Genomic DNA, 12,048 nt, shown 5'->3' on the forward strand with positions numbered 1-12,048 from the left:
CAGAGGGGATGCATCCGCTCGGGTGCATCCCCTCTGTGCTGCTCGGGTCGGAGCTGCTCGGGCGCTTCCGGGGACGGACGTCTCCCCCGGTCGTAGGCTGGTGCCATGCCTGCACCGCTCACGCTGCCCCGCCTCTCGTGGGGCGCTCCGTCGGCCCCTCGGCGGGCCCTGCTGGTCCACGGTCTCGGCTCATCGGGCGCACTCATGTGGCGCCTGGGTGACGCGCTCGCAGAGGCAGGTTGGCATGCGACGGCCGTTGACCTCCGCGGCCACGGCGACGCCCCGCGCTCCCTCGACTATTCCGTCGCCGCGTACGGCGCCGATCTCGCCGCCACCCACCCAGAGCACGGCGGGCCCTGGGACGCAGTCATCGGCCATTCCCTCGGCGGCGCGGCGAGCACGGTCGCGGCCGCTTCCTCCCCCGACTGGACCCGACGGCTCGTGCTCATCGACCCCGCGATCCAGGTCGACGGACGCGACGCGGCCATCGTCCGCCGAAGCCAGGAGCGCGCCTTCGCCGACACCCGGCTCGAGGTCGTGCAGCAGGAGCATCCGCACTGGCATCCGCAGGATCAGGAGCTCAAAGTCGATGCTGTCCTCCGTGCCAGCGCATGGGCGGTGGAGCAGACCAGCGTCCAGAATCAGCCGTGGGATGTGCGTGCCGACGCCGCGCGTCTCACCGTGCCCACGCACGTGATCGGCGCCGACCCCGCCGTCTACAGCATCTTCACCGGCGACCTCGCCGCGGAAGTCCTCGCCGCGAACCCCCTGATCACCCTGTCCGTCGTCGAGGGTGCAGGACATTCGCTGCACCGCGATCGCCCGGACGAATCCGTCCGTCAGCTTCTGGAGGCACTCGTATGAGCACGTTCGATCCCACGGCCTTCCTGCCCGACGACCTTCTCGAACGGATCAGGGAGCGTGCGCCGATCCACGACCGCGAGAACACCTTCCCCCGGCAGGACCTCGATGAGCTGCGCGCCGCCGGCTACCTGTCGATCCTGGTCCCCACCGAACGCGGCGGCGCCGGGCTCGGACTCGCCGAGGCCGCGCTCCTCCAGCAGCGACTGGCGGGCGCCGCTCCGGCGACAGCGCTGGCCATCAACATGCACCTGGTGTGGACCGGGGTGGCGAAGGTGTTCTCCGACCGCGGCGTTCCGGGCCTCGAGTTCGTGCAAGACGGCGCGGTCGCCGGCGAGGTCTTCGCCTTCGGCATCAGCGAGGGCGGCAACGACCTGGTGCTGTTCGGCAGCGACACCGCCGCCGTGCCCGACGGGACCGGCGGCTACTCCTTCACCGGTACCAAGATCTTCACCTCGCTCGCCCCGGTGTGGACGCGGCTCGGCCTGCACGGCCTCGACACCACGAGCCCGGACGCGCCGAAGCTGGTGTTCGCCTTCGTCGAGCGGACGGATGCCGTCACCACCTCCGACGACTGGGACACCCTGGGCATGCGGGGCACGCAGAGCCGCACCACGCGGCTGAACGGCGCAGTGGCGGATGCGGCGCACGTCGTGCGTCGTATCGACCCCGGCCCCAGTCCCGACCCGATCGTCTTCGGTATCTTCTCGGTGTTCGAGATCCTCCTGGCCTCGGTCTACACCGGCATCGCCCGGCGCGCGCTCGAGTTGGCGGTCGCCACCGCGCAGAAGCGGCACTCGAAGAAGACCGGGCTGGCCTACAGCCAGGACCCCGACATCCGCTGGCGCATCGCCGACATGGCGCTCGCCTACGACGCACTGCCTCCGCAGATCGCGGCCCTCGCCCGGGACGTGGACGACCGTGTCGACAACGGAGCGCGCTGGTTCCCGCTGCTCTCGGGCGTCAAGCACCGCGCGATCACGATGGCCAAGCACGTCGTCGATGAGGCGATGCTCGTGGCGGGCGGCGGCTCCTACTTCTCGGCGAACGAGCTGTCCCGCCTGTACCGCGACGTGCTGGCCGGTGCCTTCCATCCCTCCGACCCCGAATCGGCGCACTCCACCGCGGCGAGCGCACTGCTGGGTCCGATCGGGTCCTGAGCGCATTCCCGCCGGTTCCGTCGGCGAAGTGCGTCGTGGCCGCGGAATCGGTTGCCTGAGACGTCACCGAGTGCGAAGATCGCACCATGGGTCCGGTGAAGAAGAATCCCACGCTCGACGCGATCTCCAAGACGATCATCGAGCTGCTCCAGGAAGACGGCCGCCGCTCGTATTCCGACATCGGTCGCGTGGTCGGCCTGAGCGAGGCCGCCGTGCGGCAGCGCGTGCAGCGTCTGACGGAGTCCGGCGTGATGCAGATCGTCGCGGTGACCGATCCGATGCAGCTGGGCTTTCCCCGGCAGGCGATGATCGGTATCCGCGTGTCGGGAGACACGCGCCACGTCGCCGAGGCGGTGGCGGCGATCGATGCCGTCGACTACGTCGTCATCACGGTCGGATCCTTCGACGTCCTCGCCGAGGTGGTCTGCGAGGACGACGACGACCTGCTGTCGCTGATCAACGACGTCATCCGCCCGATCGACGGCGTCCTCTCCACCGAGACCTTCATCTACGCGAAGCTGCAGAAGCAGCTCTACAACTGGGGGACCAGATGAACACCGCACGCACCATCCCGTCGGAGTCCGCGCTGCAGACGATGGCGAAGGACCATCTCTGGATGCACTTCGCCCGGCAGTCCACGATGGCCGAGTCCGGTGTCCCGATCATCGTCAAAGGCGACGGCCATCGGATCTGGGACGCGAAGGGCAAGGAGTACTTCGACGGCCTCGCCGGCCTGTTCGTGGTGAACGCCGGTCACGGTCGGCGACGACTGGCCGAGGCGGCCGCGGCGCAGGCATCCGAGCTGGCGTTCTTCCCACTCTGGTCCTACGCGCACCCGGCGGCGATCGAACTCGCCGACCGCCTCGCGGACGAGGCCCCGGGCGACCTGAACCGGGTTTTCTTCTCCACCGGCGGCGGCGAGGCCGTCGAGACCGCGTTCAAGCTCGCCAAGCACTACTGGAAGCTGCAGGGGAAGCCCGCCAAGCACAAGGTGATCTCCCGAGCTGTCGCGTATCACGGCACCCCGCAGGGAGCGTTGGCGATCACCGGCATCCCGGCCATGAAGTCGATGTTCGAACCGATCACCCCGGGCGGCTTCCGCGTGCCGAACACCAACTTCTATCGTGCGGCCGAGATGGGCGCGCCCGCCGACGACCTCGAGGCCTTCGGGCGCTGGGCGGCCGACCGCATCGAGGAGATGATCCTGTTCGAAGGCGCCGACACGGTCGCCGCGGTGTTCCTCGAGCCGGTGCAGAACTCCGGCGGCTGCTTCCCGCCGCCTCCCGGGTACTTCGCGCGCGTCCGCGAGATCTGCGACCGCCATGACGTGCTCCTCGTCTCCGACGAGGTCATCTGCGCCTTCGGACGCCTCGGCCACACGTTCGCCTGCACGGGCCTGGGCTACGAGCCCGACATGATCACGTGCGCCAAGGGCATGACCAGCGGATACTCCCCCATCGGCGCGACGATCATCAGCGACCGCATCTACGAGCCGTTCTCGAAGGGAGACGTCTCGTTCCCGCACGGCTACACGTTCGGCGGTCACCCGGTCTCTGCGGCCGTCGCCCTGGAGAACCTCGACATCTTCGACGAAGAGGGACTCAACGCGAATGTCCGCGAGAACTCTCCGCTGTTCCGCGCCGAGCTCGAGAAGCTGCTCGATCTGCCCATGGTCGGTGATGTGCGCGGAGACGGGTACTTCTTCGGCATCGAGCTCGTGAAGGACAAGGCCACCAAGGAGACCTTCGACGGCGCCGAGTCCGAGCGGCTGCTGCGCGGATTCCTCTCCCCCGCCCTGTTCGAGGCGGGCCTGTACTGCCGCGCCGATGACCGCGGCGACCCCGTCATCCAGCTCGCGCCACCGCTCACCGTGGGGCCGGCTGAGTTCCGCGAGATCGAGCAGATCCTCCGTGACGTGCTGACGCGCGCGCAGTCGGTGCTCTAGCGGGTCGAGCCCGCCGTAGGAGTGGCGGGAGACCGTCTACTTGGAGTCGAAGTCGAAGGCTTTGAGCAGTTCGACAACGGCCTTGTCGCGTTCGTCTCCGCCCGCATCGAACATGTGGGTGACGTGCGTGCGGAGGTGATTCTCGAGCAGCAGCCGGTTCAGAGACTCGAGGGAACGCTGGATCGCACGCGACTGCGTGATGATGTCCATGCAGTACTCCTCGTTCTCGATCATCCGCGCGACGCCGCGCATCTGCCCCTCGAGGATGCTGGTGCGATGCAGGGCGCGCTTCTTGATGTCTTCGATCACGTCTCGAGGCTACCGCCCCGTGAAAGGATGACGTCATGCCGCGAACACCGATGACGCAGCTCTCGCCTGCTGACCAGGAACGCCTGCGCGCGCTCCGCCGAATGAAGGCCGTCGCCCTCGGAGCTCTGGTGTTCATGGCCGTGGTCTTCGTATTCGCCTTCGCCTTCCAGCAGCGATTCGACTGGCTCGCCTATGTCCGGGCCGCGGCGGAAGGCGGCATGGTGGGCGCGCTCGCGGACTGGTTCGCCGTGACCGCGCTGTTCCGCCGCCCGCTGGGACTGCCGATCCCGCACACCGCGATCATCCCGAGCCGCAAAGACGAGATCGGCCGGAGCCTCGGCGAGTTCGTCGAGACGAACTTCCTCGCCGGCGATGTCGTGCGCACCAAGCTGTCGAGCACACGGATCGCCCTCCGTGCCGGTGAGTGGCTGCGCGAGGCTCCGCACGCCGAGCGCGTCGGCGCCGAGGGGGCGACCATCGCGACGGCGGTGCTCAACGCACTGAGCGACGACGACGTGCGCGACCTCATCACCGACCTCGCGCGCGAGCACCTCGTCGCTCCGGAGTGGGGCCCGCCCGCGGGCGCCTGGCTCGAGAAGATCGTCGAGGCCGATGCACATCACGGCGCCGTCGACCTCGCGGTCGACAGCATCGGACGCTGGCTCGAGGCCAACGCCGAGTCGTTCGCCGGACTCGTCTCGCGCCGCCTTCCCGGCTGGGTGCCGAAGCTCGCCCATCGCTTCGTCGACGACACCGTCTACAACGAGGCGATCAAGTTCGTCCACGCCGTGCAGGCCGACCCGCGGCACCCGGCCCGCATCGCCATCGACGGCTACCTCGGCCGTCTCGCCGACAACCTGCAGAACGACCCGGCCACCCGCGCCAAGCTCGAGAACGCGAAGGCGTCGCTGTTCGACAGCCCTCGGGTCGGTGCCCTGGCCGCCGAGGCTTGGAACACCGCGAAGAACGGGCTGCTCGCGGCCCTCGCCGACCCCGAGAGCGGTCTGCGCCGACGCGCGGTGCAGGCGCTGCAAGAAGTCGGAGAACGCCTGACGACGGATGCCGCGCTGCAGACCCGCGTCGACACCTGGGTGTCCGATGCCGCCGTCTTCCTCGTCGACCGCTACCGCCACGACATCGCCTCGATCATCACCGACACCGTCGAGCGCTGGGACCCGGCCGAGACCACCGAGAAGATCGAACTCATGGTCGGCCGCGACCTGCAGTACATCCGCCTCAACGGCACGTTCGTCGGCGCCCTCGCCGGCCTCGCCATCTTCACCATCGCCCACGCCCTGATCCCCGGAGTCTGACATGGCACCCGCATCCCGACAGCTGAGTCACGACCCGCTCTGGCCGCGCGCCGGATCCTGGCCCGCCTTCAGCGGCACAGCCGATGCGGCACTGCTCGGCGTCCCGACCTGGCGTACATCGCTGTCGCCGACCGGTGCGCACGCGACACCGACCGCGATCCGCGAGGCGCTCCCCCGCTATGGCACTGCCCTGATGGGTCCGCCCGCCGTCGAACTCGACGACGTGCTGCGCATCGCCGACGCCGGAGACGTGACCGATCCCGACGGGTCCGCCGGCGAGGCGAGGGTGATCTCCCGCGTGCGCGACCTCGCCGACGCCACGGACCTCGTGATCGCGCTCGGCGGCGACAACTCGCTCACGTATCCGGTGGCCCTCGGCGCCGAGGCGACCGGGCTGATCACCTTCGACGCGCACTTCGACCTTCGCGACGGGATCTCCAACGGCACGCCGGTGCGCCGCCTCGTCGAAGACACACCTGCCGCGTCTTCGCTCGACACCGCGCGCATCGAGCCGTCCAGGATCGTGCAGATCGGCATCGCCGACTTCGCGAACTCCGCCGCCTACGCCCAGCGTGCCGCCGAGTGGGGCATCCGGGTGATCACCCTCGATGAGCTGCGTCGCCGCGGCATCGATGACGTGGTCGCCGAGGCCGTCGAGATCGCGGGCGCCGGCGAGGGGTCTCGTGTCCACCTCGACATCGACGTGGATGTCTGCGACCGCTCGGTCGCACCGGGTTGCCCGGCGAGCGTGCCGGGCGGACTCCAGGCGTGGGAGCTGCGCGCGCTCACCCGCGCGGTGGCCTCGGATCGCCGCGTCGTGAGCGCCGACATCGCCGAGGTCGACGCCACGGCCGATGCCGACGATGCCCGCACCGTCCGGCTCGCGGCGCTCTGCGTGCTCGAGCTGCTCGCGGGCCTCGCCTCCCGCCGCTGAGTCGCACGACGGCAACGAGTCACACGACGGCGATGCCGTCCTTCCACACCTGACGCACCAGGGGCACGCCCGGACGGTACGCGAGGTGCACCCGGGTCGGGGCATCGAGCAGCACGAGGTCGGCGCGAGTGCCCGGTGCGATGACCCCCACGTCGTCGCGTCGGAGTGCTCGGGCGCCCCCGGCCGTCGCCGCCCAGACGGCTTCGGCGGGAGTCATGCCCATGTCGCGCACGGCTATCGCGATGCAGAACGGCATCGACGAGGTGAAGCTCGATCCCGGATTCGTGTCGCACGCGAGGGCCACGGTCACGCCCGCATCGATCAGGCGGCGGGCGTCGGGGTAGGGCTGCCTGGTCGAGAACTCGACCCCCGGCAGCAGGGTGAGCACGGTGGAGCTCTGGGCGAGCGCGTCGATGTCGGCATCCGTCAGGTAGGTGCCGTGGTCGATGGACGCCGCTCCCAGCTCGACCGCGAGGCGCACGCCCTCCCCCGGTCCGAGCTGGCTCGCGTGGACGCGAGGAGCGAGTCCGCGCGCGATCCCCGCCTCGAGCACTCGCCGTGATTGCGTCACCGTGAACGCACCGGTCTCGCAGAACACGTCGATCCATTTCGCGTACGGTGCGCAGGCGTCGAGCATGGGGCCCGTGACCAGGTCGACGTATTCGTCGGGGCGGTCGGCGTACTCCACCGGAACGACGTGCGCTCCGAGGAAGGTCACCTCCGGCGTGATCTCTGCGGCGAGCCGCACGAGGCGTTCCTCGTCGGCGACGCTGAGCCCATAGCCGCTCTTGACCTCGACGGTAGTCGTCCCCTGCGCGAGCATCTCGGCGAGGAAGCCGCGGAGTCGCGCGCGCAGCTCCTCGTCGCTCGCGGCTCGAGTGGCGGCAACGGTGGAGCGGATGCCGCCGGCGGCGTACTTCTGCCCCGCCATGCGCGCCTCGAACTCCGCCGCGCGGTCGCCGGCGAACACGAGGTGGCTGTGGCTGTCGACGAACCCGGGGATCACGGCCCGGCCGCCGGCATCCACCGTCTCGTCGGACTCCGGCGCGTCCGCGGCCGCGCCGACCCAGGCGATCCGGTCGCCCTCGATCACGACCGCCGCATCGCTCAGCGTTCCGCACGGGTCGCCTCCGATGGCGACGTTGGTGGTGAGTTCCGCGATGTTGGTGAGCAGCGTGCGCATCGCCGTTCCTCCCGTTCGAGATCCTTCGAGTGTGTCAGAGCATCGGGATGTTGAGGCCGCGCTCGCGCGCGATCTCGCGCGCGTGCTCGTACCCGGCATCCACGTGGCGCATCACACCGGTGCCCGGGTCGTTGGTGAGCACCCGTTCGAGCTTCTCCGCGGCAAGGGCCGAGCCGTCGGCGACGGTGACCTGACCCGCGTGGATCGAGCGGCCGATGCCGACGCCGCCACCGTGGTGGAGCGACACCCAGGAGGCGCCGGATGCCGTGTTCAGCAGGGCGTTCAGCAGGGGCCAGTCGGCGATCGCATCGGAGCCGTCCTTCATGGCCTCGGTCTCGCGGTACGGCGAGGCGACCGAGCCCGAGTCGAGGTGGTCCCGGCCGATCACGATCGGCGCCGACAGTTCGCCCGACGCGACCATCTCGTTGAACTTCAGTCCGGCGAGGTGTCGCTCTTTATAGCCGAGCCAGCAGATGCGCGCAGGAAGGCCTTCGAAGTGCACCTTCTCGGCGGCCTTCTCCAGCCAGCGGTGCAGCGCCGCGTCCTCGGGGAAGAGCTCGGCGATCGCCCGGTCGGTCTTGTAGATGTCCTCCGGATCTCCGGAGAGAGCCGCCCAGCGGAACGGACCGCGCCCCTCTTCGAACTGCGGACGGATGTAAGCCGGCACGAATCCGGGAAAGGCGAAGGCCCGGTCGTAGCCGCCCAGCTGCGCCTCGGCGCGGATCGAGTTGCCGTAGTCGAACACGGCAGCTCCGGCGTCCTGGAACGCGACCATCGCCTCGACGTGCGCCGCCATGGATTCGCGGGACCGGCGAGTGAACTCCTCGGCGTCGCGTTCGGCTTCGGCCTTCCACTCCTCGACCCCGATCCCGATCGGCAGGTACGCGAGCGGATCGTGCGCGCTGGTCTGATCCGTCACGATGTCGATCGGCACGCCACGACGCCGCAGCTCGGGGAAGACCTCGGCCGCATTACCCACGACGCCGACGGAAAGGGCCTCTCCGGCAGCCTTGGCTGCGAGGACCCGTGCGACTGCCGCGTCGAGATCGGTCGTGTACTCGTCGAGGTAGCCGTGCGCCACCCGCCGAGAGAGACGCGACTCGTCGACGTCGACGATCAGCACCGCGCCGTCGTTCATGGTGACGGCGAGGGGCTGGGCGCCGCCCATGCCGCCGGCACCGCCGGTGAGGGTGAGGGTGCCGCGCAGGGAATCCCGGCCGAGGGAGCGTGCCACCGCGGCGAACGTCTCGTAGGTCCCCTGCAGGATGCCCTGGGTGCCGATGTAGATCCAGGAGCCCGCGGTCATCTGCCCGTACATGATGAGACCGAGCTCTTCGAGGCGGCGGAACTCCGGCCAGTTCGCCCAGTCCCCCACGAGGTTCGAGTTGGCGATGAGCACGCGCGGCGCCCACTCGTGGGTGCGGAACACGCCGACCGGCTTGCCCGACTGCACGAGCAGGGTCTCGTCCGGTTCGAGTTCGTCGAGGGTGCGCACGATCGCGTCATACGCCGCCCAGCTGCGGGCGGCCTTGCCCGTGCCGCCGTACACGACGAGGTCCTCCGGATGCTCGGCTACTTCGGGGTCGAGGTTGTTCATCAGCATCCGCTTGGCGGCTTCGGCGCCCCAGCTCTTCGCGGTGCGTGTGTTGCCCCGGGCCGCGCGGACGACGCGGGGCCCCGCGGTCGTGTTGTCAGCCATCGATGTGCTCCTTTGCGATGCGGGCGACGTCGCCCGACTGGACGAGGGCGGTGACGGCTTCCATCTCCGGAGAGAGGAAGCGGTCGGGACCGGGCCCGGCGGCGACCGTGCGAACCAGGTCGCGCACGGCGCCGGTCGCGGGTCCCGCCTGCAGCGGAGACCGCAGGTCGAGGGCACGAGCGCCGGTGAGGATCTCGATCGCGAGCACGCGTCCGAGGCCGTCGATCGCCCGGCGCAGTTTGCGGGCGGCTGCCCACCCCATCGAGACGTGGTCCTCCTGCATCGCGGAGGACGGGATCGAATCGACGGATGCCGGCACCGCGAGGCGCTTGAGTTCGGACACGATTCCCGCCGCTGCGTACTGCGCGATCATGAGGCCGGAGTCGACGCCCACCTCGTCGGCGAGGAAGGGCGGGAGGCCGTGGCTACGGGCCGGGTCCAGCGCTCGGTCGGTCCGGCGCTCCGACACCGAGGCGACATCGGCGACCGAGATGGCGAGGAAGTCGAGGACCGCCGCGACCGGAGCCCCGTGGAAGTTGCCGTTGGACTCGATGCGTCCGTCCACGGTGATGACCGGGTTGTCGATGACGCTGGCAAGCTCGCGGCCGGCGATCATCGTTGCGTGCGCGAGCGTGTCGCGGGCAGCACCGTGCACCTGGGGCGAGCAACGCAGCGAATAGGCGTCCTGCACTCGCCCGTCCTCGGGCCCCTTGTGGCTGGCGACCATCGGGGAGTCCGCCAGCAGCGCCCGAAGGTTACCGGCGGATGCGGTCTGCCCCGTCTGCGGGCGCAGCGCCATCAGGTCAGCGGCGAAGACCGCGTCGGTACCGAGCTGGGACTCCACCGACATCGCCGCAGCCACGTCGGCGGTGAGCAGGAGCATCTCGAGATCGTGCAGGGCGAGCACCAGCATGCCGAGCATGCCGTCGGTGCCGTTGATGAGGGCGAGACCCTCCTTCTCGACAAGCACGAGCGGTGCGATCCCCGCCGTCGCGAGGGCTTCGGATGCGGGGACGAGAGCTCCCGATGCGTCGCGCACCTCACCTTCGCCCATCGCGGCGAGGGCGATGTGTGCAAGGGGCGCGAGGTCGCCGGAGCACCCGAGCGACCCGTACTCACGCACGACGGGGGTGATCCCGGAGTTCAACATGGCCGCATACGTCTCGACGACGACGGGACGCACACCCGTCCGCCCCGAGCTCAGGGTCTGCAGGCGCAGGAGTTGCAGTCCCCGGACGACCTCGCGCTCGACCTCGGCACCGGTGCCTGCGGCGTGAGAACGGATCAGGCTGGCCTGCAGCTGCAGGCGCCGGTCGGGGGCGATGAAGGTGGTCGCGAGGGCACCGAACCCGGTCGAGACGCCGTAGTGCGGATGCGGGTCTGCGGCGAGGCCGTCGATCACGCGACGGGTCTCTGCGACGCGGCCGAGAGCATCTGCGTCGATCTGCACGGGGACATCGTGGCGGGCGACGGCGACGACAGCGGCGGGCGAAAGTGGGGCCGCACCGACGACCATGGGAACAGGAACAGTCATGACTCGATTCCACACCCGCCGCCTCGTGAACGGCACCCGTTCGTGCGATGCTTTGTCTGTGATCCCAGACAAGCCTGATGCATCGCCGGTCGCCGGCACGCAGGTCCCTGCGGCCGACAACACGCTCCGCATCCTGAGTTATCTCGCCGGTCGGCCCGCTCCGGTGGCGGCGTCGGCGATCGCACGTGAGCTCGATCTGCCACGGTCGACGATCTACCACCTCCTCTCCACACTGGCCACTCATGGGTTCGTTCTGCATCTCCGCGAGGAGCGGCGGTGGGGGCTCGGCGCGTCGGCATTCGAACTGGCCGGCGGTTACACCCGCCAACAGCCACTCGCTCGGAGGGGCAGGCCTCTGGTGGCCGCCCTCTCCGACCGGTTGGGAGAGACCGCGCATCTTGCAGTGATGAGCGGCGGCGACGTGCTCTACATCGTCGAGGAGCGCGCGCCACGACGGCCCGCGCTCGTGACCGACGTCGGAGTACGGCTCCCCGCGCACCTCACCGCTTCGGGGCGGGCGATGCTCGCTGCTCTCCCCCGCGAGCAGGTGCGTGCCCTGTACCCGGATCTGTCGGCGTTCCCCGACCGCACGGGACTCGGACCGCGCACGCCACGGGAGCTGCGGGAGCTGCTCCGCGAGGTGCGCTCACGAGGGTACGCGACGGAGAACAGCGAGATCGCGGACGGACTGCGCAGCGTGGGCGCCGCAGTTCTCGACGCCGCCGGGTGGCCGGTCGCCGCCGTGGCTGTGACCTGGGGGCGAGCGGATCTGGACGAGGCCCTTCTGGCAGCAGCTGTACAGGAGTGCGCAGCCATGCTCGAGGCTCGTCTGAAGCGGTGAGACAACGACGTCGCAGTGCGCGTTAACGCAGAAGAGCCACCCCGTGTGGGATGGCTCTCCTGTTCTCATCGCGCAAAAGCTTCGGTGTAAACGCAAAATGGCCACCCAACGATGGGTGGCCATTTTGTCTAAAAGGAGTCCAGCGGTGTCCTACTCTCCCACAGGGTCCCCCCTGCAGTACCATCGGCGCTGTGAGGCTTAGCTTCCGGGTTCGGAATGTAACCGGGCGTTTCCCTCACGCTATGGCCGCCGAAACACTATTGATGTTT

At 69.6% G+C, this 12,048-nt stretch carries 11 protein-coding genes and 1 rRNA gene; 7 read left to right on the forward strand and 5 right to left on the reverse strand.

What is annotated here, in order from left to right; all coding sequences use genetic code 11:
• The first annotated feature begins 105 nt into the window (after window positions 1-105).
• The 4 genes from BQ2383_RS06355 to BQ2383_RS06370 all read left to right on the forward strand — a co-directional run bounded on the left by BQ2383_RS06355 (window position 106) and on the right by BQ2383_RS06370 (window position 3,966).
• Window positions 106-864, forward strand: coding sequence for an alpha/beta fold hydrolase (locus BQ2383_RS06355; protein WP_091031249.1), 759 nt, complete (start codon window positions 106-108; stop codon window positions 862-864).
• Complete coding sequence (locus BQ2383_RS06360; protein ID WP_091031251.1) at window positions 861-2,021, forward strand: acyl-CoA dehydrogenase family protein; 1,161 nt, start codon at window positions 861-863, stop codon at window positions 2,019-2,021. The genes BQ2383_RS06355 and BQ2383_RS06360 overlap by 4 nt, the downstream gene beginning before the upstream one ends.
• Before the next feature lie 86 nt (window positions 2,022-2,107).
• Entirely contained in the window at window positions 2,108-2,575 is a 468-nt protein-coding gene (locus BQ2383_RS06365; protein WP_029262065.1) for an Lrp/AsnC family transcriptional regulator, read from the forward strand.
• A complete protein-coding gene (locus BQ2383_RS06370; protein WP_091031255.1) occupies window positions 2,572-3,966 on the forward strand; it encodes an aspartate aminotransferase family protein in 1,395 nt (464 codons plus the stop codon). Before BQ2383_RS06365 ends, BQ2383_RS06370 begins: the two co-directional genes overlap by 4 nt.
• A gap of 36 nt (window positions 3,967-4,002) precedes the next feature.
• Here the strand turns inward: BQ2383_RS06370 and BQ2383_RS06375 are convergent, their stop codons facing one another.
• On the reverse strand, window positions 4,003-4,275 hold the full coding sequence (locus BQ2383_RS06375; protein ID WP_029262067.1) for a metal-sensitive transcriptional regulator: 273 nt from the start codon (window positions 4,273-4,275) through the stop codon (window positions 4,003-4,005).
• 35 nt (window positions 4,276-4,310) lie between these two features.
• On the opposite strand from BQ2383_RS06375, the gene BQ2383_RS06380 reads away from it, so the two are divergent.
• Together BQ2383_RS06380 and BQ2383_RS06385 are read left to right on the forward strand one after the other, a co-directional pair.
• The gene (locus tag BQ2383_RS06380) at window positions 4,311-5,588 is read left to right on the forward strand and encodes a DUF445 domain-containing protein (protein WP_091031258.1); all 1,278 of its coding nucleotides are present in this window, start codon (window positions 4,311-4,313) and stop codon (window positions 5,586-5,588) included.
• A gap of 1 nt (window position 5,589) precedes the next feature.
• Entirely contained in the window at window positions 5,590-6,522 is a 933-nt protein-coding gene (locus BQ2383_RS06385) for an arginase family protein (RefSeq protein ID WP_091031260.1), read from the forward strand.
• Window positions 6,523-6,541: 19 nt separating this feature from the next.
• Here BQ2383_RS06385 and hutI read toward each other — a convergent pair whose 3' ends face one another.
• From hutI to hutH, 3 genes are read right to left on the reverse strand one after another with little or no spacing between them, the layout of a single operon-like run.
• Window positions 6,542-7,705: an imidazolonepropionase gene (hutI, locus tag BQ2383_RS06390; protein WP_091031263.1), complete on the reverse strand. Its 1,164-nt coding sequence runs from the start codon at window positions 7,703-7,705 to the stop codon at window positions 6,542-6,544.
• 34 nt (window positions 7,706-7,739) lie between these two features.
• Complete coding sequence (hutU, locus tag BQ2383_RS06395; protein ID WP_091031266.1) at window positions 7,740-9,404, reverse strand: urocanate hydratase; 1,665 nt, start codon at window positions 9,402-9,404, stop codon at window positions 7,740-7,742.
• Window positions 9,397-10,938: a histidine ammonia-lyase gene (gene hutH, locus BQ2383_RS06400; protein WP_091031268.1), complete on the reverse strand. Its 1,542-nt coding sequence runs from the start codon at window positions 10,936-10,938 to the stop codon at window positions 9,397-9,399. Before hutH ends, hutU begins: the two co-directional genes overlap by 8 nt.
• 58 nt (window positions 10,939-10,996) lie before the next feature.
• Between hutH and BQ2383_RS06405 the strand changes: the two genes are divergently transcribed.
• Window positions 10,997-11,779: an IclR family transcriptional regulator gene (locus BQ2383_RS06405; protein WP_432206336.1), complete on the forward strand. Its 783-nt coding sequence runs from the start codon at window positions 10,997-10,999 to the stop codon at window positions 11,777-11,779.
• A 137-nt stretch (window positions 11,780-11,916) separates the two neighbouring features.
• On the opposite strand, the gene rrf is transcribed toward BQ2383_RS06405, so the two are convergent.
• A 5S ribosomal RNA gene (gene rrf / locus BQ2383_RS06410) occupies window positions 11,917-12,033 on the reverse strand.
• Window positions 12,034-12,048 lie beyond the last annotated feature (15 nt).

The organism is Microbacterium oxydans (assembly GCF_900095745.1).
Lineage (GTDB): Bacteria > Actinomycetota > Actinomycetes > Actinomycetales > Microbacteriaceae > Microbacterium > Microbacterium oxydans_B.